Here is a 21,652-nt window from a genome sequence, read left to right on the forward strand (position 1 = left end):
TCCGACACGGTCAGGGTGGAGTCGTCCAACCCGAACGACTCCACGATGCGGACCGCCCGGGCGAGCGCCGACTCACCGGTGTGAACACGTGCCATGAGATCCCAGCCTTCCTGCTGGCGCCCGGCACCACAACACAGAGCACACCACGGACTCTGCTGCCGGCCACTGCGATGGTCGCAGCGGCGTTCAAAAATCGAACAGACCACCGGCTTGTTACGTGGTGCACACTCGTGGTGGCTCCCGAGATCGAGAAGGAGGTGCCCAGTTGTCCACACTCTCCCAGTGGGAAGCGTTTCATTCCGGCTCGGACACCGTCGGTGTCGGCCACGACGTCCTCACCTCGTGGCGCCGGTCGAAGTGGAGCGGTATCGATCCGCATGATGTGCCGATCCCCCGGGTGGACGTCCCCGATGACTCACCGTTTCACCGCGCCGCGATCCCAGTGCTTCTGCGCATGACCGAGGCGCTGGCCGACTCGAACACCAGCTTGGCGCTCGCCGACCGGCGGGGCAATGTGCTCTGGCGCTGGACCAGCGACCGGCAGCTCAGCCGCGATCTCGACGACGTCGACATGGTTCCCGGCGCCACCTTCGACGAAGCGCTCGTCGGTACCAACGGCATCGGCACCGCCCTCGAATCCGGGAAACTCGCCGTCGTGATCGGCTCCGACCATTACGTGGGATCGTTCCACCGATGGGCCTGTGCGCAGCACCCGTCCGGCATCCGCTGACCGGCAAGGTGGTGGGCGCGGTCAACGTCACCTGCCGTGCCAGTGAGGCCAACCAATTCTTTCGCTGGGCTGCCCAGTCGATGGCCGACGACGTCGGCGGAGCCTTACGGGGCGACTACACCACCAGGGAGCGGCGGCTCTACGACGCCTATCTCGACGCCCGCAGGAACTCATCGGCGCCGCTGGTCGCCCTCGACGAGCGCACCTTCATCGCCGACGAGATCGCCTCGAACCTCGGTCTCGAGCATCGAACGGTGTGGCGCACCGTCCGCACCCTGCCCTCGGGATATCGAATCGATCTCGCACCAACCCTGTCCGCCACCGTGCGACGGGTCGACGAGCACGACCTGTCCGCCGGTGCCGTCCTCGAGATCTGCGTCGAATCCACCACTGCCCCCGAGCCATCCCCATCACCGGCGTCGGCACCCGAGCACTTGATGCACCGACACCTCAGTCCCCTCGAGGTCGCCGAATACGGGGTCATCAAGGAGGCGATGACCGCTGCCGACGGCAACAAGACCGCCGCCGCCGCGCAGCTGGAGATCTCCCGGGGAACGCTGTACCAGAAGCTCGACAAATACCGCCTCCTCGACCACTGAACCCCCTCACCAACAACCCGGCCTGGAACCCCTCAGTCCTCCGGGTCGATCACGCACGCCCTGTTCACCTCGCAGCACAGCCCTGCTGCACAAACCAGAAGGACAGACCATGACTGCCACCGCCGAAACCGCGTACGACGCATTCGCCAGCTACATCCCCGACGAAGGAAACGTCTGGGTTCCCTGGGACGAAGCCAGCGGATCGGAAATCAAGCTCGTCAAGCTGAACCCGTCCACCGGCGAGATGATCGTCTTCATCAAGACCCCTCCGGGGAAGACACTGACCCAGCACTTCCACCCCGGAACAGTCATCGTCTACGTCGTCCAAGGGCAGTGGACCTACAACGAAGGATGGGTCGCCGGACCCGGCGACTCGGTCGTCGAGGCCGCCGGCTCCACCCACGCCCCCACCATGCTCGACGGCGATGAACCCACCATCATCTTCGCCGTCATCCAGGGCTCACTCGAGTTCGTCGACGACGCCGGAAACCGCGTCGGCTACGACAACTGGCAGACCTTGCTCCAGCGCTACAACGACTACTGCGCCTCCATCGGTGTCACGCCCCGAGACCTCACCACCTGGTGATCCTGCGCATTCCTCCGACAACGACGCACCCACAAGGACGACGCTCATGACCTCACTGCTCGGCCCCGACAATTCCACCCTCGAGCAAACCCTCCAAGACTACCAACTTCCCGACGCCTACCTCGACGGCAGCGAAGCCACCTCCCCGTGGATCCCATACGGGGGACCGAACATGTACACCCGCTACCTTTCCTTCGACCCCCGGATCGGACAAGCCCACACCCTGCTTCGCTCGTCTGTGCCCGCATCGATCGGAAAGCACAAGCACCGTTCGCCGATCACCGGATACACCCTGTCCGGAAGCTGGGGCTATCGCGAGTACGACTGGGTCGCGAAGGCCGGTGACCTGGTCCAGGAAAGCCCCGGCACAATCCACACTCTCTACACCGACGATCCCCAAGGATTCTCGGCCTACTTCGTGATCAACGGCTGCATCGAATTCTTCGATGACGACGAGAATGTCGTCGACATCCACGACGTGTTCTGGTTTATCGACCATTACCTGCGGCACTGCAAGGAGAACGGTCTTCCGGTCAACAAGGACCTCTTCCGGTCCTGAACATCCCTGGCGGGGCACGTTTCGGGGACCACACGGCGCCTCGGAACGCCCCGCCCCCTGCATCTACGAACTCGAGGAACATCATGTTGTTGGAAGGACGCTGCGGCCTCGTTACCGGTGCCGCCGGTGGAATCGGCCGTGGCATCGCGTTGGTGTTGGCCGCCGAAGGCGCCTCCGTCGTCGTCTCGGATCTCGACGTTGCCCGCGAGGGCGGTGAGAAGACCGTGTCCATGATCGAAGAACGGGGCGGACGAGCGGTCTTCACCGCGGGCGACGTCACGCGCGCCGAGAGCGCACAGGCACTGGTCGAATCGAGCGTGGACACCTTCGGTGCCATGGACTTCGCGGTCAACAATGCCGGTGTCGCCGTCGTGAAGCCCTTCGCGGATTTCACCGATAGCGACTACGACCTTGTTACGAATGTCAATCTCAGAGGCACTTTCGCCGGGATGCGTGCGCAGATTCAGCACATGGCGGGGGCCGGTTTCGGTGCCATCGTCAACGTGGCGTCCGTCGCCGGGCTGACGGCAGTGCGCAACATCGGTGTCTACACCGCCACCAAACACGCCATCATCGGGATGACCAAGAACGCCGCCATGGAATACGGCGAAGCGGGTATACGCGTGAACGCAGTCTGCCCCAACGCTATCCGAACTCCACTTCTTGAAGGAGCCCCAAAAGACTTCCGGAACGCATTGGTGGCTCCGCAGGCGATCAAGCGCCTCGGTGAACCCGAGGAGGTCGGCGACGCTGTGGCCTGGCTGCTGTCCGATAAGGCCGCCTACATCACCGGAGTCGCCTTGCCGGTCGACGGCGGCTACCTCACCGGCCCCTGATTCCATCGGGTATTGCTGGATCGCGCCGCAAGGATCTCCTGGTCAGCGGCTTGTACGACGCAAACAGTATTGCCCTCAGCGTCTGGGGCTAGCCTCAGTTCGACGCCTTGCAGGAGGTGGACCTATGTCCGAACCGCTTCGATGCCCCGCAGCATGACCACTCTCGTCGGGATCGCACTCGCAGCACTGCTACTCGCGCTCCGCCGGTGAGCGCAGCCCCGACCGACACGGTCCTGGCGATCCCGTCGAAATCGCCGGCCAGCACGTGGCCGCTCGGCACCACGTTTGCGCTGGCGGAGGGCGCACCCTGGGGCTGGCCGACACCCTCGGCACCGCCACCACCGAACACGTGCTCACCGCGGTCGGCGCCGTACGCGAGGCACTGCCCGACATCACCATCGGACTGCAGCTGCACAACGCCGACGGCCAAGCCCTCACCACGGCCCTGCAAGCAGCACGCAACTGCGCCACGGCGACCCGCCACGGAATCGATCGGATCCTCGTTCACGATGGGTGCCATCTGGGCATCGAACACTTCGACAGCGCCGTCGGCGGCTACGGTGGGTGCCCGTTCGCACCGGGCGCCCACGGCAACCTCGCCACCGAGGAACTGGTCGCGCATTTCCACAGCCACGACGTGGACACCGGCATCGATCTCCAACAGCTCGCCACCGCAGCAACGACCGTCAACCGAATCCTCGCCGATTCTCCGCAGCTGCCCAGGAAATGATCGTCGACGGCAAGCATATGGCCTGAGGGCTTCCCCGCGGAAGCTGCCTGGGCCGTGTCCACGCCGGACTCCCGGAAGCGACGGCGTGGGGAAGCACTGACCTGTCAGGGCCGGCGGGTCACGAACGCAGGGGATCCGTCATCCTCTCGGAAGGCGGGGGGAGGCGGGTCCGGGACGTCCTGGTTCTAGGCACGCATCCAGTGTCGTCCCGAGTGACACGAAACCTGAAAAGTGACATGCGAGTGACATGGAATTTGGAAAGTGACACCGCTCTGCGGAACCTACAACAACGGCCCGGACAGTAGCTGATCTGCCATCAGCCGTTGAACTGCGCAAACGTGTCTGATGTTATCGCAGCTATCCGCACAAAACCCGACGTCAGCGCGTTTTTGGTCTGCAGAGTGTCGGTGCACTCCGGTAGCCTGCGCGCCGGTGACGATCGAACCGCTGAACGAGGCCCTCAGTGGGCCGGCAACAGCCCCCGCGGGCCGGTCTGCCGCAGGAGGTGGCGGCACGGATCGTCGGCGCCTTCGAGCGCGAATCGCACCGCCTCGGCCCGGCCCTGACCAAGCGCAGCGCCCGTTACGAAGACGACCTTGTTCTCGAACCGTAGGACTTCGGTCACGTCCTGCATCCTCCCCTCTCAGCGCGGCCTCGGGACGGTCTTGTCGATGAACAGTCCCTCGACCGACACACACACCTGCCCGTCCGCGGTCCTGATGTCGCCCACGGTGGAAATTTTCCGCCCGTCGACGCCGATCAGCTTCCCGGTCAGGGTGAGCGGTTCGAACAGTGGGGTCGGACGGTGGTATCGCGTGCTCAATTGTGCTGTCATGCCGGACTTTCCGCCCCACGCATTGGCAACACCGAGCACGTGGTCGAGCAGCAGCGCCGAGACACCACCGTGGACATGCCCGGGCGGACCCTGGTACGGGATGGTCAAGGTGACGGTGCCCTGCACCGAGCCGTCCGCCAGGCCTTCGAGGACTACGGGTGGTGCCAGCGCATTCTCCGGTCCGGTCACCGGATCGTGCCGGGTGACGCCCTCCCCGTTCCACATGTCGATCAGCCGTTCGGCCACCGCGGGTGCGTGCTCCTCGAGGTGCTCGGCGATGCTGTTCAACTCCTCGGCCACTCGCTCGAGGTTGGCGTTGGCCCGGTCGGTGCGCAGCAGGGCGTCGATCACGCGGCGCGCCGCCTCGGTGGCTCGATCGACCGCGGCTCCGTCGGAGGGAGACGTCAACACTGTTCCCGCGGTGCTGTTCTCGAAGGTGGGATGCGTACCGGTGTTCACGGGCGAACCTCCATCGTGGCGTGCGTGAGGACGGGCTGTCCGTTCCGTTCGGGACACGTCGCGCGCAGCGTCAGCACGTCGCCGTCCCGCCAGGCGGCGATGTCGATCGTCTCACCCGGATAGAGGGAGCCGGCGAACCGCGCCGAGTACGTGCGCACCCGGGTGGGGTCGCCGTCCAGCATCCCGTCGACGACGGCCTTACACACCACTCCGTACGAGGCGAGCCCGTGCAGGATCGGGCGGTCGAACCCTGCGGAGGACGCGAACTCGGGGTCGGCGTGCAACGGGTTCATGTCGCCGCTGAGCCGGTACAGCAGCGCCTGTCCCGTTCCGGTGCGTGACGCCAGCACCGTGTCGGGTTTCCGCTCCGGCAGCGTGGCCACCGACTCGGGACCAGGGGACCCGCCGAACCCGCCCTCATCGCGGGCCCAGATCTGCATCCCCGTCGTCCACAACGGGTGACCGTCGTCCGAGTCGGTGGCCGTCTGCTCGAGCACGATGACGGCAGCCTTGCCCTTGTCCCACACGTCGGCCACTCGCGAGGACACCCGGGCGGTGCCCGAGGACGGGATGGGCGCGTGCACCGTCAGCGTCTGCCCGCCGTGCAGTATCTTGCGCAGATCCACATCGATGCCGGGCATGGTCAGCCCGGCACTCGGCGCCGATCCCGAAGAGATACCCTGCCCGGCCACCAGGGCGAATGTGGGCAGCACCTGCAGGTTCTTCTCGTACACCCACCGGAGTTCGGCGGGGTCCGCCGCGTTGCCGCCCGCCCCGACGCCGAGGTGATAGAGCAGGACGTCGCGTTCGGTCCACGACGCCTCCCGAACTGCCGGCTCCGCGGTCAAGGCGACGTTCACATCGATACTCATGTCAGATCACTTTCCGGGCTCGGGGTCGCGGGGCAGACCCAGGAGGCGCTCACCGATGATGTTGAGCTGGACGTTGGTGGTGCCGCCCGCGATCGACATGCATTGCGCGTTCAGGAACATCTGGGTGTCCGACGTGAGGGCCTGCTCGCCGAGCAGGGCGCGTGGTCCCGCCCAGTCCATCGCCACCTCCCACACCTGCTGGATGTGTTCGACGCCGAGCAGTTTCGCAACCGAGGACTCGGCACCCGGCTGCCCACCGCCGATCGAGCGCAGGGTGGTGCGCAGCCCCATCAAACCACCGGATTGCGCGTCGCAGAGCACCTTGCCGAGCACCGTCAGCTGCTCGTCGTCGATCCCGCCGGGCAGGTCGGCGGCCAGAGTCAACAGCGCCTCGCCGCCGGATCCGAGGGAGGAGTCGTGCGAGAGCGAGACCCGCTCATTGGCCAGTGTGGTGCGGGCCAGCTTCCAGCCGTCACCCGGTTCACCCACCAGCAACTCGTCCGGGACGAAGACGTTGTCGAGGAACACCTCGTTGAACAGCGCCTCACCGGTGATCTCCCGCAGGGGCCGGATGTCGAGTCCCTCGCTGGACTTCATGTCGATCAGAAAGTACGACAGGCCCTTGTGTTTCGGTGCATCCGGGGCCGTCCGCGCCAGGCAGATGCCCCAGTGCGCGTCGCGGGCCATCGACGTCCAGACCTTCTGGCCCTGCAGCACCCAGCCACCATCCACCTTGGTGGCCTTGGTGTTCAGTCCGGCGAGGTCGGACCCGGCGCCCGGCTCGGAGAACAGCTGGCACCAGACGAGGTCACCGCGCAACGACGGTGGCACGAATCGCTGCACCTGGTTTTCGTTGCCGTGTGCGATCAGTGTGGGGACCACCCAGTTGCCGATGATCATGTCGTGCGGCTTCACCTGAGCGGCGCGGAGTTCCTCGGCGATCACGAGTTGCTCGACGGCACCTGCACCTCTCCCCCACGGTGCGGGAAGATGCGGTGCGGCATAACCCCTTTCGGCCAGGCAACGCTTGCGTTCCTGCTCGCCCAGGCCGACCACCGGAGCCATCTCTGCACGGACCTCGGCGCGGATGCGGTCCGCCTCCGGTGGCAGTTCGATCCCGAGCACGCGGCGGCTGCCGTCGAGCGTGGCACGGGCGACCCGGCGTCGCCACGACGCGGTGGACCCGAGCAGGATTCGCAACGACTGCGCCCGCCGCAGATACAGGTGAGCGTCGTGTTCCCAGGTGTAACCGATGCCGCCGAGCACCTGGATGCAGTCCTTGGTCACCGAGAACGCGGCCTCGGGTGCGGTGGCTCCGGCTACCGCCGCGGCCAGCGACGCCTCGGCGGGATCAGTGTCGGGGGTCACGGCGCGGGCGGCGTCCCAGGCGCACACCCGGGCCTGTTCGGCGAGGGTGAGCATGCGGGCCACCCGGTGTTTGACGCCCTGGAATTGGCCGATGGGACGCCCGAACTGCTGCCGCGCCTTCGCGTAGTCGGCGGCGGTTGCGACGGCCCAGTCGGCGATGCCCGACGCCTCGGCGGCGAACAGGGTGGCAGCGAGATCGAGGACGCGCCGCGAATCGAGTGGCAGCACCGCGTCTTTCGCCAGGGTGATGCCGTGTGCGGCGGCGATAGCGTTGCGACGCACGACGTCGTGGCTCGGCAGGTCGGTGACGTCGAGGTGCTCGCGCGGCAGCACCACGAACACCGTCGTGTCGCCGTCCCGCGCCGCCAGCAGGAACAGATCACCCACCTGACCGCCGAGCACGTACCCCGACTCGCCGTCGAGGGTCACCTCGTCGCCGTGGCGGGAGATCCGCAACGAACCCGGTTGCAAGGCAACGGCTCCGAGCACCGAACCGTCGGCCAACCTGGACAGCCGGCCGCTGTGGCCGCCTTCGTTCAGGACGGCACTCGTCAACACGGTCGGCAGAAACGGTCCGGGAGCCAGAACCCTGCCGAGCTCTTCGGCGACCACCGCGAGTTCCACCAGTCCGCACCCGGCGCCGCCCACCTCTTCCGGCAGGTGCAGCCCCAGCACGCCCAGACCGGCGAGCGAGTTCCAGAACAGTGGGCGCTGTTCCGTTTTCGCTTCCACCGCTTGCCGCAGCACGTCCGGCGTCACGGTTCGCGCGGCCCATCCCCGCACCGAGTCGCGCAGGTCTCGCTCTTCTTCGGTCAATCCCATTGTCATGTCGGCCTCGTCGAGTTCTCGGGTGTCAGATGCGTTCGATGATGGTTGCGGTAGACAGCGCCCCGCCCGCGCACATGGTGATCAGGGCGGTGGATTTGTCTGCCCGTTCCAGCTCGTGCAGTGCCGTGGTGATCAGTCGCGCACCGGTCGATCCCACCGGATGCCCGAGGGCGATCGCACCACCGTTGACGTTCACTTTGGACAGGTCTGCCTCGTGAACCTGCGCCCAGGACAGCACGACCGAGGCGAACGCCTCATTGATCTCGACGAGATCGATGTCCGCCAACGACATTCCGGCCCGCTCGAGGACCAGTGCGGTCGACTCGATCGGTCCGTCCAGGTGAAAGTAGGGGTCGGAGCCGACCATGCCCGATGCGACGATCCGGGCGCGCGGACGCAGCCCGAGTTCGCCGGCCAGTTCCTCGCTCATGAGGAGTACGGCCGCGGCGCCGTCACTGATCTGCGAGGAGTTGCCTGCGGTGTGGATGTGCCCGTCGATCACCGGTTTCAGTGCTGCCAGAGCCTCGGCCGTCGTCTCTCGCAGTCCCCCGTCCCAGGTGACCACTGCTTTCTCACCCGTGCGCACGCCCTGCTTGTCCACGACGGGCGCGGTGACAGGGACGACCTCACGGTCGAACCGTCCCTCGGCCCAGGCCTGAGCGGCGCGGCACTGCGACTCGAGGCCGAACGCGTCGACATCGCGTCGGGTGATTCCACGCCGTTCCGCGATGCGCTGCGCGGACGTGAACTGGTCGCCCATGTCGATCGACCAGTCGTCGGGATAGGGATTTCCCGTCTCGGGGGTCAGCGCCTGACCGAGGAACACCCGGCTCATCGCCTCCACACCGCATCCGATTCCCGCGGTGATCTGCCCCGAGGCGATCAGGCCGGCCACCAGGTGCACGGCCTGCTGCGACGATCCGCACGCACAATCGATGGAGGTGGCGGCAGTGCCATACGGCAGACCGGCGTGCAGCCATGCCTGCCGGGTCACGTTGTTGGATTGCTCACCGGCCTGGGTGACGCAGCCACCGACGATCTGACCGATGTTTTCGGCGGGGACTCCCGCCCGCTCGAGGACGCCGCGTTGCGCCGCTCCGAGCAGTTCTGCCGGATGCAGTCCGGACAATGCGCCGCGCCGGCGACCTATCGGTGTCCGGACCGCGTCGACGATGACTGCGTTGCCCATTGTTGGCTCCTTCGCTGAGCCGCCAGGATCCGTGCCAGGGCGGCATTTCTGAAACGTATTCTACTTGTGGGGATAGATCAATGCGCTGGCTCGATAGCGGGCGTGCAGACGTGTCGAGAATGAATTGCACCCCGTGAGGCGTGACGGTGCACGACCCCTGTGTCGAGAACGATCAGCGGCGCGAAAGACCGACGAGCAGCAGGTCGCAGCCCTTTCGAATATCCGATTCGGCGTCGGGAATCGAGATTCGGCCGTTGAGGCACGACTGGACCACCCCGAACCACAGCTGCACCACGAGGCGGAGCGCGGTCAGATCACCTTCGGTCGGGTGTTCGATCCCCGCCGCATCGAGCATGATCTGGCGGAAGGCTCGGTCGACCTTCCCGGCATCCGGGACGGTGGCGACATTCGCGGTGCTGGTGGACTGAATCATCGCCGTGGACAGCGCAGGCCGGCGCAGGAGGCCACGAGTGGCCCGCACCAGCACGTTGTAGACGGCGTCCTGGGGAGTCGTATCCGAAGCGACACCCTTCGAGAATCCGGCGCCCATCTGATCGATCTGGTCGACCATCACCGCGACGAACAGGTGCGTCTTCGACGGGAAGTACCGGTACAGCGTGCCGATGGCGACCCCGGCCCGCTTCGCCACCTCGTGCATCTGGACCCGGGCGAGCTCCTTTTCGGACGCCAGCTCGGCGGCCGCCTCCAGCATGCGCACATGGCGCGCCCGCTGCTCCTCCGAACTGGGTTCGGCAGCGTCCCTGACCTCCGCGATTCTCGGCACCCTCGATCCCCTTCTCCCCGAGCAGCCTCGGATCCAGCCCAATTCTGGCATTCGATCGCGGCGGCGCCGAAATGCGTCCGGTGAGTGGGACCAGCGGTGCATGCCGTCGCCCGAATGCGATTGCGTGGACGCCACGACTGGGCGTCAGTCATGACCCACAACCATCACCCACAGGCATCACCCACCCCAACGGAGGACACGACGATGCAGGACTGGACAACGGAGTGCGACGTTCTTGTAGTCGGTTCGGGCGGCGGCGCGCTGACCGGCGCATATACGGCCGCCGCGCAGGGATTGCGCCCCCTCGTCCTCGAGAAGACTCCACTCTTCGGCGGCACCTCCGCCTACTCGGGCGCCGCCGTCTGGCTTCCGGGCACAGCTGTCCAGGAACGGGCCGGCATCGGCGACTCCACCGAGCTGGCTCGCACCTATCTGCGCGCTGTGGTCGGCGACTCCGAGGTCGAACGCCAGGAGGCGTACGTCGCCACCGCCCCTGAGGTCGTCGACTTCCTCGAGCAGAACCCGCACCTCGACTTCGAGTGGCGTCCCTTCCCCGACTACTACAAGGCGCCGGGCCGCATGGACGCCGGCCGCGCGATCAATCCCCTCGATCTGCCCGGCGACGAGATCGGTGACCTTCGTGAGGTCATCCGTCCGGAGGCCGACGTCGATCGCGCCGGGCAGCCGCACCCCGAGGGAACTCTGATCGGCGGTCGCGCTCTGATCGGGCGTCTCCTGATGGCGTTGTACGGGACCGGGCATGCGGAACTCCGCACCGAGACCGCGGCCCACACACTGATCGTCGAGGACGGTCGCGTCGTGGGTGCCGAGGCCACCGACGCGGCCGGGCAAACGATCCGCATACGTGCGCGGCGCGGCGTTCTCCTCGCCGCCGGAGGGATCGAGGGCAACGCCGGTCTGCGCACCGAGAACGGCACGCCCGGCAGAGCCGAGTGGAGCATGGGACCGCGGGGGGCGAACACCGGCGACCTGCTGACGGCGGCCGTGGAGGTCGGCGCCGACACGGCACTCCTCGACGAGGCCTGGTGGTGCCCGGGTGTCGAACTTCCCGACGGCTCAGGCGCGTTCATGGTGGGTGTGCGCGGCGGAATCCTGGTGGACGACACCGGGGAGCGGTACCTCAACGAGTCGCTACCGTACGACCAGTTCGGCCGCGCGATGATCGAACACCGAAGTGCGAACTCTTATCTGGTCTTCGATTCCAGGGAGGGCGGCCCCGTTCTGCCGGCCATCTCCATCCCGTCGATTCCGGCGCAGCAGCACCTCGAGGCGGGCACCTGGGTCACCGCCGACACCATCGAGGAACTCGCAGAGAAGATCGGCGTCCCGTCCGACACGCTTCGGCGCAGCGTCGAACAGTTCAACGACTACGCGAAGCACGGTGTCGACGAGGCGTTCCACCGCGGCGAGGATCCCTACGACGCCTTCTTCTGCCCGCCAGGAACGGGTGCCGACGCACCACCGAATCCGGCGCTCGGACCGATCGCGCAGGGGCCGTTCTACGCAGCCCGCATCATCCTCAGCGACCTCGGCACGAAGGGTGGCGTCCGCACCGACGCCGATGCCCGCGTGCTTCGCGCGGACGGCAGCCCGATCGAGGGGCTGTACGCGGCAGGGAACACCAGCGCCTCATTGAGCGGACGCTTCTATCCCGGCCCCGGGGTCCCGCTGGGCACCGCAATGGTGTTCTCCTACCGGGCAGTGCAACACATGCGGAACTGATCAGACGAGGTTGTCCTCCACCGGAAGTCCGAACGCGCCCCTGCCGAACAGTGCAAGGGCGCGTTCGGGTTCGTTGGCCACATGCACGCTGCCCGCGTGAGCGTCGCGCCAGGCCCGTTCGATCGCGTTGCCCCGAGACAGCGAGCTGCCCCCGGCCGTCTTGAAGAGCAGGTCGATCGCGTCCAGCGCCCGCTCTGTCGCCCGCACCTGGTCGCGACGGACTCTCAACCGCAGCGCCATCGGAAGTTCCTCACCCGCGACCGCAAGTTCCCACAGCTCACGGACGTTACGGTCCATCTGCAGGATCGCCGCATCGATCTCGGACGACGCCCGGGCCACCGACACCTGGGCGAACTGGTCCTCCACGAAGCGGCCACCCCCGAGGCTCAGACGCACGCGTTCACGCATGACCGTCAGGAACCGCTCATAGCAGCCGGCCACCACACCCACACCGGGGGCGGTGACGGCCGTGGTGAAGATGGTGGCGAACGGTAAGCGGTAGAGCGGTCCCCGGTTCACCTTCTGCCCCGCTCCCCGTAACTGCGCGGTCTCGAAGTTGCGTTTGGTCCGGTAGTCGGGCACGAAACAGTCGTCGACGGTGATCTCGTTGCTGGCCGTCCCCCGCATACCGACCACGTCCCACACGTCGTGAATGCGGTAATCCGACCTCGGTACGAGCACGGTGAGGAAATCGACCGGCCGGCCTTCCGTTCCCACCACCATCGCCCCGAGCAACGCCCACGACGCATGTTCGCAGCCCGAGGAGAAGTGCCAGTCACCGGAGAGCCGGTAGCCTCCGTCCACGGGCGTCAGCCGACCCACGGGGGCGTACGCGGACGACAGCAGCACCGAATTGTCGTGTCCCCACACGTCGCGTTGAGCGCGGTCGTCGAACAGCGCCAGGTGCCACGGATGCACACCCAGCACCGACGCGAGCCAACCCGTCGATCCGCACACCCCCGAGATCGCACGCACCGTCTCGTAGAAGTGAACGGGATTGCACTCCGCACCCCCGTACCGCTTGGGCTGCAGCATCGCGAACATCCCGGCGTCCCCGAGTTCGCGGATCACCTGTTCGGACACGCGTCGCGATTCGTCCACCTTGTCGGCGCGCTCCGCGATCATGGGCAGCAATTCACGGACCGACAGCAGCGCCTCGTTGACCATCTGCGGAAGGGTATTGCGCGATCGGGGCACCGTGGACGACGGTCTCGCTCAACGGGAAGCGTGCACACACCCACCACACGCCAACCGGTCCCGTCCAGTGAGACGTCTCGGATCGGCCTCCTCCCACTGACCTAGCGTGCTGAACACCACAGGTACGAACGAGCAGGAGAGGACGGGACGCATCGTGAGCACCCAGCAGTCCGACAGAGACGAGGTCCGCGAGATCGTTGCGGGCGCTGCACCGACCCGATTCGCCCGCGGCTGGCATTGCCTCGGTTTGTCCCAGGATTTCCGGGACGGCAAGCCGCATTCCCTCGAGGCCTTCGGCACCAAACTGGTGGTCTTTGCCGACAGCTCTGGCAAACTCGCCGTACTCGACGGCTACTGCCGGCACATGGGCGGCGACCTCAGCCAAGGCACCGTCAAGGGTGACGAGGTCGCGTGTCCGTTCCACGACTGGCGCTGGGGCAGCAACGGGCGCTGCAAGAAGATCCCGTATGCCCGCCGCGTACCGCCGCTGGCTCGTACCCGCTCGTGGCACACCCTCGATCAGGACGGAATGCTGTTCGTCTGGAACGACCCGGAGGGTAACCCGCCGCCGGCAGACGTCACGATTCCCCGAATCGAGGGGGCGCTCGACGACGACTGGACGGACTGGGTCTGGTACCGCACCACGGTGAACACGAATTGTCGTGAAGTGGTGGACAACATCGTCGACATGGCCCACTTCTTCTACGTCCATTACTCGTTCCCCACCTATTTCAAGAACGTCTTCGAAGGCCACGTCGCCAGCCAGTTCATGCGCGGCCAGGCCCGCGAGGACATGCGCCCGCACGCCTCCGGACAACCCAAGATGGTGGGAAGTCGTTCGGATGCCACCTATTTCGGACCTTCGTTCATGGTCGACGACCTCACCTACCAGTACGAGACCCACGACGTCGACTCCGTGCTGATCAACTGCCACTATCCGGTCAGCGCAGACGAGTTCGTGCTGCAGTACGGGATCATCGTCAAAAAATCGAAGGAACTCGAGGGTGATGCCGCCACCGAGATGGCGAAGAACTTCGGCACCTTCATCGCCAAGGGATTCGAGCAGGACATCGAGATCTGGAAGAACAAGACCCGCATCGAAAACCCGTTGCTGTGCGAGGAAGACGGCCCCGTCTACCAATTGCGCCGGTGGTACGAGCAGTTCTACGTCGACGCGGCCAACGTGACACCGCAGATGACCGAACGGTTCGAGTTCGAGCTCGACACCACGCGCCCGGTGGAGTCGTGGAAGAAGGAAGTGGAAGACAATCTTGCACGAAAGGCGCTGGAATCCGATGCAGCCGCTGCAGTGCACTGAGTGCGGTGCGCGGGTGCTGGTCCAGAAGAACAGCTGGGAGCACACCTCCGTGCAGTGGGACGACCTCTCTCGCGGCCGGTGCCACCAGATCGCCGGCTCCGGCGACGGCCGTCCCGGGTCCCCCCGGAAGGGCTGCGACGCACTGACCACATCCATCGTCCGAGCGGCGGAGCGGGGCGACATCACGGTGCGCGACCCCGACCCGGTTCCCACCCCCATCGTCGTCTCCTGAACTTCCTTCGAAAGGACACCCCATGATCGACACCCACCAATACGGACCATGGGCCGTGATCGCCGGCGGGTCGGAGGGCGTCGGCGCACATTTCGCCGACGAACTGAGCCGCGCCGGAATCAACCTCGTACTCATCGCCCGCAAGCCGGAACCACTCGAGGAGGCGGCCGAAAAGGTGCGCGCGAACGGTGTGGAGGTCCGCACCCTCGCACTCGACCTCCTCTCGCCGGACGCGTTCGACCGCATCCGCATCGCCACCGACGACGTCGAGGTGGGCCTGCTGATCTTCAACGCCGGTGCGAACAGCTACGGGCACGAATTCGTCAGCGGCGACCTGACCGGATTTCAGGGCGTCATCGACCTCAACATCACGTCACAACTGCAGCTTTCGCATCACTTTGGCGCGAAAATGAAGGAACGCGGGCGGGGCGGCATCATGCTGGTGGGGTCACTGGCCGGATATATGGGTTCCGAACACCAAAGCATCTACGCGGCATCGAAGGCCTTCGGGCGCATCTTCGCGGAAAGCCTGTGGCTCGAACTGGCACCGTTCGGCGTCCACGTACTCGAACTGGTCCTGGGCGTCACCCGCACCCCCGCAATGGTGCGGGCCGGACTGAACTTCGACCTCCCCGGCATGAACGTCGCCGAACCCGAAGACGTCGCGCGTGAAGGACTCGCACACCTAGCCGACGGACCCGTCTGGGTGGCGGGCGGCAACTACGAAGCAGCCCAGAAGCGGAGCGGATTCCCCCGCGACACACTCGTGCAGGGTGCGGCCGCGGGGATGCGGAAGCTGCTGGGTCGCGGGTGACGGCGGGCGGCCGCAACAGTCGCCGCCAACGTCAGGACGAGGACCGATAGGCGTCTGCGCGATGGGTGATCGCGGTGACCTCGACTGTGCGGTTCACGTCGTCGATCAGATACAGCACCCGGTACGTTCCCCGGCGGGCGCTGTACGCCGGGGCGAGCGGTGGATCCAGAGGTTTCCCCACCCGCCGCGGATTCTCCAGCAGCGGACCGGTGACGAACTCGTGCACCGCGGTCGCGACCTTCTCCGGCAACGACATCGCCGGCGTGCGCGCAGCCGACCGCGCCATCACCAACCGATACCCCTCACCTGGCTCGCTCACTCCCCGGACGACCGAGCATCGCGCATCAGGCGGGCCAACGCCTGGGCATCGACGACATCCCCGCCCTCGATCTCGGCCCGGCCGGCGAGATGCGCCGCCAACAGATCGGTATCCGACAACACCGCGATCGTCTCGCGCAACGCGTCGTAGTCGTCGGCGCCCAGCAGGACCGCGGCGCGGTGACCGTTGCGAGTGATCTCGAACCGCTCGTGCGTGCGTTCGGCCTCAGGAAGGCAGACCGCACTGCCGCGGGGAATATCGGGCCTGTTTCGAACAGCACTGGGCCTGTTATCGGACCAGGCCGAGCGAAGCGATGAGGTCTTCGTGGAATTCGAACCAGACGCGGTGGCAGGAGTCGCGGTCGGTTGCCGTGATCCACGACGGATCGGCGCCTGCCCGCTCGAGGCCGCCGGCGAACCGCCGGTGATAACCGGCGAACCGGTTCATGCCCAGGACCAGGCGCGCCTCGAGTTCGGCCAGGGCGTCCGCCGCAGTCTCGTCCCGGGTGATCGTCTCGTCGATGGTCGCGGTCGTCCCGCCGAGACCCATCCCGGCCAACTGCCAGGCGGTACACGCGTCCGCCACAGCAACGTTGTGCGGCAGAAAGTCCTGATGCACCTGGACCACCACGGCGCGATTCCCGCACTGTTCGAGCTCGGCGGCCAGCGCTCGCTCGCCATGGACCCTTCCGGTTTCGGTCAGAGACCAGCCGCCGTCCCCGGCGAAGTCGGTATGTGTGACCCACCCCCTGGCCTCGGCATCGAGCAGGTGCTCTGCGACCAGTGCTGCAGGTAAGGCGAACCGGGCGGCGATGCGCGCGGTTTCCGCGTAGCCCAGGATCCGCACGGCGTGCAGCACCAAGATGTCCGATGAGGTGCGGTGCGACATCATGTTCTCCCCGCGTTTTCGTTGACGACGCCGACGCGCCCGTGGGTTCCGTCGACGAAAACCAGCCCTCCCTCGGCCAACGTGGTTCTGGCGCCCGCCGCCGCAAGAACCGCCGGGATACCGAATTCGCGGGCGACGATTGCGGCGTGCGCAAGCAGCCCACCCGTCTCGGTAACCACCGCGCATGCTCGGGCCAGCAGCGGGGTCCACGCCGGTGAGGTCGTGCGGCAGACCAGCACGTCGTCATCACGAAAGCCGGCGAAGTCGTCGAGGTTGTCGATGATCCGCGCCGGCCCGACGGCGGTGCCCGGGCTGGCCGCGACCCCGGTCAGTACCACCTCGCCGGGCGTTGCTCGCACTGGCGGTGCGGTGGCATGAGCAGTCGTGATCGGCCGGGCCTGCAGGACCCAGATGTCGTCGCTGTCGATCGCCCACTCGATGTCCTGCGGGCGCCCGAACAGAGTCTCGATATCGCGTCCCAGAGCCGCGAGGGCGCGGGCTTGGGCAGTGGTCAGCAGCTGCCTGTCCCGGTGCCTCACTACCCGCACCTGCGCACCGTCGACCAGGTACGCCTCCGAAGTGACGGTCCCGGCCACGACTGCCTCGCCGAGACCCCGTGCGGCCTCGATCACCACCTGCTCGGCCTCGGTGACCGGGTGCCGGGTGAACAGAACTCCGGCCGCCGCGGGTTGTGCCATCACCTGCACGATCACCCCGCCCGACGTCGGAGCCTCCCGATCGGTGCGCGCGGCGTACGCGACCGCTTCGGTCGAGGAGGCCGACGAGGCGCTGCGACGCACCGCCTCGATCACCTCGGCGGTGGTGGTGACCCCGAGCGTCGTTGCCAGTTGCCCGGCGAACGAGTACTCGATGCCGTCCTCCGCGAGGGCGGACGAGCGCACGGCGAACGGCCCCGGCCCGAGACGACGGAGACCGGCCTCGACCTCTCTCTCCCAGCCGGAATTTCCGAGCGGATCGGGTATCACGAATCCGTCGGGCACCCGGAATCCTGCCCGCAGCAGCGCACCGAGGTTGCGGGCCTTTGCACCGCAACGCTCCGACGCCTCTGCGAGGGGAACCACCGGCACCGCCCGAGCCTCCGCCTCGCGGTCGTCGGCTGCAGGGTCGTCGATCGTCACCCGTCTACCCCAGGCCATCACCGGCCGGTTGTCAACACTTCCTTGACGGTCGTGGTGTCGAGTATCGGCGACAGCGAGGGGCGAGGTAACCGCTGCGAGGAACGCTGATCCAACGTTACGACTCTCGGGCGCCTGTAGAGACCGCGCGTCCGTACCACGGTGTGTCACGGCATGGTTCGCCGTGACTCCACAACCCATGCAGCGATCTGGGCACGCGACGTGAAGCTCAACTTGGCAAGAAGGTGTTCGATGTGCCCCTGCGCGGTGCGCACAGAGATCGTCAGGCGGGACGCTATCTCCCTGTTGGTCAACCCCTCGGCGACCAACTCGGCGACCTCCTTCTCCCGCTTCGTCGGCTCGGCCTGTCCAGTGGTCGGTGTGGATGACGCCGGACTTTGCTCACCGAGCGCGTAGGCGACCGCCGACTCCACTCCCAGCTTGTTCCCTTTTCTCTGAGCTGCGGCAAATACCTTTTCGCTCAGCGCCCTCCGTGTATCCCGTTCACATCGCTCGCGGTACTGGAGCAACCCAGATACGAACATCGGGGAACTCCCCATGGCATGGCTGATGTTCTCTGCAGCCGAGGTCAACACCACGGCTCGTTCGAAAGCACCCCCCTCGGCAGCGATCCACGCGAGTGCTTGTAGGCACATGCTGATGGCGAGCCGCTCATTGACTTTCCGAGCAACGCGGAGCGCTTGTTGGAGTAGCTCGTTCGCGCGTTCGGTATCGGCGTGTCGCCACACCACCACGGCCAGGGCCCACAGCAAATACGACCGATGCACTGCTTCACCGTGCTCTTCGGTGACCGCGAGTGCACTCTCGTAACATTCGATGGCGTGCTCGGTGTGATCGAGCAACTCGTACGCGAACCCGAGACCCTGCAACAAGAGGATGCGGAGGGCGAGTGCACTCGGCACGGCGGCGTAGGTTGGTCGTGCGGCTTCGAAATGGATTCGTGCATAATCGATGTCGCCGCCGTACAGGGCCCGGTGACCTTCGGCAAGGTCGATGTGCGCCTGCAGCAGAGGATCGGCCGATCGATTGGCGAGTGCCCGCCCTTCCTGGATCAGGGTGATCGATGCCTGCAGGTCGCCCTGCACTCCCGCCATCACGCTGGCCCAGAGTATTGCCTTGGCGCGGTCAACTCCTACGGTGCGGGGCGACAGAGCCAATAGTCGATCGATCCAGCGCCGTCCTTCGGTCAACAAACCGCGCGATAACCAGAGAGGGAACAGCGCTGCGGCCATGCCAAGCCCGGACTCGGGGTCTTCGGAGAAACAAACCTCGTGTGCCTGCCGGAGATTCGGAAGTTCGGCGACCAATCGGGTCAGCCACTCGAGTTGCCGCGGACCGACCCAATCAGCCTCGGCGTCCGAGGCCAGCTGCAAATACCAGTTTTTGTATCGGGTGCGCAGCTCGGAGTAGTCGGCGCCGGCGCGGACCTTCTCCCGACCGTAGTCGCGCACCGTCTCGAGCATCCGGAACCGAGCGACCGGAGCCGACTGCTCTCGAATGAGAATCGACTTGTCGACCAGAAAGGTGACGGTATCCAGGAAATCGTCACCGGTCGGGTCCTGCCCGAAGATCTGCTCGGCCGCATGGAGTTCGAAGCTACCTGCGAACATGGAAAGGCGAGCCCACATCAGTTGTTCGAGGGGTGTGCACAGGTCATAGCTCCAGTCGATGCACATCCGCAAGGTCTGTTGCCGTGACGGAGCGTCTCTGCTTCCGCGAGTCAGGAACCGGTAGCGGTCGGTGAGTCGCTGCAGAATCTCCTCTGGGGAGATCGCCCGAAGTCGCGCCGCGGCCAGCTCGATCGCCAACGGCAGGCCGTCGAGGCGTTGACATATCCGAGCGATGGTCACCTTGTTGTCGTCGGTGATCTCGAAGCCGGGCAGAACCGCGGCGCCCCGCTCGGCGAACAGTGCCACCGCGTCGTTGCCGGGCAACCGTCTCGGCAGATGGTCGGCGTCGGGTACCGCAAGCGGGGCGATCGGTAGCGCTATTTCGCCGCTGATCCCGATCGGCTCCCGGCTGGTCAGCAGCATCCGCAGGCCCGGGCTGGTGCGGAGCAACGCTTCGGAGAGTTTCGCGACCGCGTCGAGCACCTGCTCGCAATTGTCCAGAACGAGCAGCACTTCGCGGGGGGCGAGGAATTCCGCGAGAACCTCGAGAAGTGGCCTCGCAGCTCGGTCTCGTAGCCCCAGCGCATCCGCCACCATGGCAACGAGAAGCGAGTCGTCGCGCAGCTCGCCCAGCTCGATCAGGAACACACCATCAGCGAACCGCGATTGTGTTCGATCGGCGACTCGCAGCGCCAGCCGAGTCTTGCCCACCCCTCCCATCCCGGTCAAGGTCACCATGCGGGCCGTCGACAGCAAGCTAGTGACCTTCGCCGTCTCCTCCCGACGGTCGATGAAGCTGGTCAACTCCAGCGGCAGCGCCCCGGTACGGCCCGGATGCGCAGCTCGTGGCGCATCATCGTGCGGTGGGTGCGCTGGTGGTGTGTCCTCACGAAAGGTGCGGCCGGCCATGTCGTCGACCGGATAGCCGTGCTGGTGATGCACGTGCCGCAGTCGTCTGCCCAGTTCCTCGACGGACGGGCGACTGGCAGGATCGTTCGCCATCGCCGCCTCGATCACGGTGCTGACATCGTCGGCGATGCCGTGCTCTCGCGGTTCCGGTGTCGGCGCGGTGGTGATCCGGACGAACTGGGCAACTACTTGCTCACCACTTCGGCGTTCGAAGGCAGCGTGGCCGGTGGCGGCGGCGAACACGGTCGCACCCAGACCGTACACATCGGCGGCCGGACTCGGTGTACCGCCGGCAATGACCTCGGGAGCCGTGAAGGCCGGCGATCCGGTCACAACTCCGGCGGTGGTTTCGAATCCACCCGCAATGTGGGCAATACCGAAGTCGGTCAACGCGGGCTCACCGTAATCGGTGAGCAAGATATTGGCCGGCTTGACGTCGCGATGGAGGATACCGAGGCCGTGCGCGGCTTCGAGGGCACCAGCGATCTTGACGCCCACGCGCAGCACCTCCTCCAGCGTCAGCGGACCCCGTCTTCGGATGCGGGCATCGAGGGAGTCATGGGTGTAGAACGGCATGACGATAAAAGGCCGGTCGTTCCCGGTTACTCCGACCTGCAGGACGTTGACGACGTTGGGATGGCCGGTCAAGCGGCCCGCGGCACGCTGCTCACGCAGAAATCGCGCACGGCTGTCCTCGTCGAGGTCCCCGGTCAACACCTTCACGGCCACGGTGCGATCGAGCGCAGTCTGCCGACAGCGGTACACGACCCCGAACCCCCCGCGGCCGATCTCCGCGGCGTCGGCGAACCCAGCCGCCGCCAAGTCCGCGACGACCGAACCGGCCACATCCGGACGGGTAGCGAAGGGATCAAACTCCATCATGAAGGCCCTCGGATTGCCGAACCGTGTCGATTGTTTGCCCACTCGAAGTTACTCGTCCCAACTTCGACCCGCGCAGAGTTAGCCGATGCCGCACCTCGATGTCGTGAGAACTGGGTCAAGTCCCAGGGCGTGGTGTACGACGGTCGTCGCGTGACTCCTCGTAAGGGTTATGCAGTCAGAGCCGCAGGCGCCACCTCCTCGGCGGGTT

21 protein-coding genes and 2 pseudogenes are annotated in these 21,652 nt (G+C 66.3%); 10 read left to right on the plus strand and 13 right to left on the minus strand.

Annotated features, from left to right (window positions below; genetic code table 11):
* Positions 1 to 265: 265 nt before the first annotated feature.
* From ACH49N_RS38285 to ACH49N_RS38310, 6 genes are all read left to right on the plus strand, one after another.
* Positions 266 to 730: a hypothetical protein gene (locus ACH49N_RS38285; protein WP_358278557.1), complete on the plus strand. Its 465-nt coding sequence runs from the start codon at positions 266 to 268 to the stop codon at positions 728 to 730.
* On the plus strand, positions 694 to 1,329 hold the full coding sequence (locus ACH49N_RS38290; RefSeq protein WP_358278558.1) for a helix-turn-helix domain-containing protein: 636 nt from the start codon (positions 694 to 696) through the stop codon (positions 1,327 to 1,329). The genes ACH49N_RS38285 and ACH49N_RS38290 overlap by 37 nt, the downstream gene beginning before the upstream one ends.
* A gap of 109 nt (positions 1,330 to 1,438) precedes the next feature.
* Positions 1,439 to 1,915, plus strand: coding sequence for a 2,4'-dihydroxyacetophenone dioxygenase family protein (locus ACH49N_RS38295; protein WP_358278559.1), 477 nt, complete (start codon positions 1,439 to 1,441; stop codon positions 1,913 to 1,915).
* Between the two features lie 46 nt (positions 1,916 to 1,961).
* The gene (locus ACH49N_RS38300) at positions 1,962 to 2,474 is read left to right on the plus strand and encodes a 2,4'-dihydroxyacetophenone dioxygenase family protein (protein WP_358278560.1); all 513 of its coding nucleotides are present in this window, start codon (positions 1,962 to 1,964) and stop codon (positions 2,472 to 2,474) included.
* An 83-nt stretch (positions 2,475 to 2,557) separates the two neighbouring features.
* Positions 2,558 to 3,310, plus strand: a complete 753-nt coding sequence (locus ACH49N_RS38305) for a glucose 1-dehydrogenase (RefSeq protein ID WP_358278561.1) — start codon at positions 2,558 to 2,560, stop codon at positions 3,308 to 3,310.
* A 265-nt stretch (positions 3,311 to 3,575) separates the two neighbouring features.
* Positions 3,576 to 4,040: a hypothetical protein gene (locus ACH49N_RS38310; RefSeq protein WP_397505219.1), complete on the plus strand. Its 465-nt coding sequence runs from the start codon at positions 3,576 to 3,578 to the stop codon at positions 4,038 to 4,040.
* 520 nt (positions 4,041 to 4,560) lie between these two features.
* Here ACH49N_RS38310 and ACH49N_RS38315 read toward each other — a convergent pair.
* The 6 genes and pseudogenes from ACH49N_RS38315 to ACH49N_RS38340 all read right to left on the minus strand — a co-directional run.
* A pseudogene (locus tag ACH49N_RS38315) lies at positions 4,561 to 4,665 on the minus strand (SDR family mycofactocin-dependent oxidoreductase); the annotation flags it as partial.
* Positions 4,666 to 4,683: 18 nt separating this feature from the next.
* Positions 4,684 to 5,334: a PaaI family thioesterase gene (locus tag ACH49N_RS38320; protein WP_159918574.1), complete on the minus strand. Its 651-nt coding sequence runs from the start codon at positions 5,332 to 5,334 to the stop codon at positions 4,684 to 4,686.
* A complete protein-coding gene (locus ACH49N_RS38325) occupies positions 5,331 to 6,206 on the minus strand; it encodes a MaoC/PaaZ C-terminal domain-containing protein (RefSeq protein WP_358278562.1) in 876 nt (291 codons plus the stop codon). The genes ACH49N_RS38320 and ACH49N_RS38325 overlap by 4 nt, the downstream gene beginning before the upstream one ends.
* A 6-nt stretch (positions 6,207 to 6,212) precedes the next feature.
* Positions 6,213 to 8,402 (minus strand): acyl-CoA dehydrogenase, encoded by a 2,190-nt coding sequence (locus ACH49N_RS38330; protein ID WP_358278563.1) that lies wholly within the window; start codon positions 8,400 to 8,402, stop codon positions 6,213 to 6,215.
* A 25-nt stretch (positions 8,403 to 8,427) separates the two neighbouring features.
* Positions 8,428 to 9,591: a steroid 3-ketoacyl-CoA thiolase gene (locus tag ACH49N_RS38335; protein WP_358278564.1), complete on the minus strand. Its 1,164-nt coding sequence runs from the start codon at positions 9,589 to 9,591 to the stop codon at positions 8,428 to 8,430.
* Between the two features lie 172 nt (positions 9,592 to 9,763).
* Positions 9,764 to 10,375 carry a TetR family transcriptional regulator gene (locus ACH49N_RS38340; RefSeq protein WP_201453489.1) on the minus strand — a complete coding sequence of 204 codons (612 nt, stop codon included), beginning with the start codon at positions 10,373 to 10,375 and terminating at the stop codon, positions 9,764 to 9,766.
* A gap of 204 nt (positions 10,376 to 10,579) precedes the next feature.
* Here ACH49N_RS38340 and ACH49N_RS38345 point away from each other — a divergent pair, with 204 nt between their 5' ends.
* On the plus strand, positions 10,580 to 12,118 hold the full coding sequence (locus ACH49N_RS38345) for an FAD-dependent oxidoreductase (RefSeq protein ID WP_358278565.1): 1,539 nt from the start codon (positions 10,580 to 10,582) through the stop codon (positions 12,116 to 12,118).
* On the opposite strand, the gene hsaA is transcribed toward ACH49N_RS38345, so the two are convergent.
* Entirely contained in the window at positions 12,119 to 13,285 is a 1,167-nt protein-coding gene (gene hsaA / locus ACH49N_RS38350; protein WP_358278567.1) for a 3-hydroxy-9,10-secoandrosta-1,3,5(10)-triene-9,17-dione monooxygenase oxygenase subunit, read from the minus strand.
* Positions 13,286 to 13,469: 184 nt separating this feature from the next.
* On the opposite strand from hsaA, the gene ACH49N_RS38355 reads away from it, so the two are divergent.
* From ACH49N_RS38355 to ACH49N_RS38365, 3 genes are read left to right on the plus strand one after another with little or no spacing between them, the layout of a single operon-like run.
* Positions 13,470 to 14,633 carry a Rieske 2Fe-2S domain-containing protein gene (locus tag ACH49N_RS38355; protein ID WP_358278569.1) on the plus strand — a complete coding sequence of 388 codons (1,164 nt, stop codon included), beginning with the start codon at positions 13,470 to 13,472 and terminating at the stop codon, positions 14,631 to 14,633.
* Positions 14,611 to 14,865 (plus strand): hypothetical protein, encoded by a 255-nt coding sequence (locus tag ACH49N_RS38360; RefSeq protein ID WP_358278571.1) that lies wholly within the window; start codon positions 14,611 to 14,613, stop codon positions 14,863 to 14,865. The genes ACH49N_RS38355 and ACH49N_RS38360 overlap by 23 nt, the downstream gene beginning before the upstream one ends.
* A gap of 22 nt (positions 14,866 to 14,887) precedes the next feature.
* Positions 14,888 to 15,679, plus strand: a complete 792-nt coding sequence (locus ACH49N_RS38365; RefSeq protein WP_358278573.1) for an SDR family NAD(P)-dependent oxidoreductase — start codon at positions 14,888 to 14,890, stop codon at positions 15,677 to 15,679.
* A 31-nt stretch (positions 15,680 to 15,710) separates the two neighbouring features.
* Here ACH49N_RS38365 and ACH49N_RS38370 read toward each other — a convergent pair whose 3' ends face one another.
* The 6 genes and pseudogenes from ACH49N_RS38370 to ACH49N_RS38395 form a co-directional block, all read right to left on the minus strand.
* Entirely contained in the window at positions 15,711 to 15,998 is a 288-nt protein-coding gene (locus tag ACH49N_RS38370) for a type II toxin-antitoxin system RelE/ParE family toxin (RefSeq protein WP_397505223.1), read from the minus strand.
* Positions 15,995 to 16,138, minus strand: coding sequence for a hypothetical protein (locus tag ACH49N_RS38375; protein ID WP_397505224.1), 144 nt, complete (start codon positions 16,136 to 16,138; stop codon positions 15,995 to 15,997). The genes ACH49N_RS38370 and ACH49N_RS38375 overlap by 4 nt, the downstream gene beginning before the upstream one ends.
* Positions 16,139 to 16,141: 3 nt before the next feature.
* Positions 16,142 to 16,384, minus strand: a pseudogene (locus ACH49N_RS38380) (type II toxin-antitoxin system Phd/YefM family antitoxin); the annotation flags it as partial.
* Positions 16,287 to 16,889: a hypothetical protein gene (locus tag ACH49N_RS38385; RefSeq protein ID WP_358278575.1), complete on the minus strand. Its 603-nt coding sequence runs from the start codon at positions 16,887 to 16,889 to the stop codon at positions 16,287 to 16,289. The pseudogene ACH49N_RS38380 and the gene ACH49N_RS38385, both read right to left, overlap by 98 nt.
* Positions 16,886 to 18,025 (minus strand): PEP/pyruvate-binding domain-containing protein, encoded by a 1,140-nt coding sequence (locus ACH49N_RS38390; protein ID WP_358278576.1) that lies wholly within the window; start codon positions 18,023 to 18,025, stop codon positions 16,886 to 16,888. The genes ACH49N_RS38385 and ACH49N_RS38390 overlap by 4 nt, the downstream gene beginning before the upstream one ends.
* 164 nt (positions 18,026 to 18,189) lie before the next feature.
* Complete coding sequence (locus tag ACH49N_RS38395; RefSeq protein ID WP_358278578.1) at positions 18,190 to 21,444, minus strand: protein kinase; 3,255 nt, start codon at positions 21,442 to 21,444, stop codon at positions 18,190 to 18,192.
* Positions 21,445 to 21,652 lie beyond the last annotated feature (208 nt).

The organism is Rhodococcus sp. NPDC019647 (assembly GCF_044389235.1).
GTDB lineage: Bacteria > Actinomycetota > Actinomycetes > Mycobacteriales > Mycobacteriaceae > Rhodococcus_F > Rhodococcus_F oxybenzonivorans.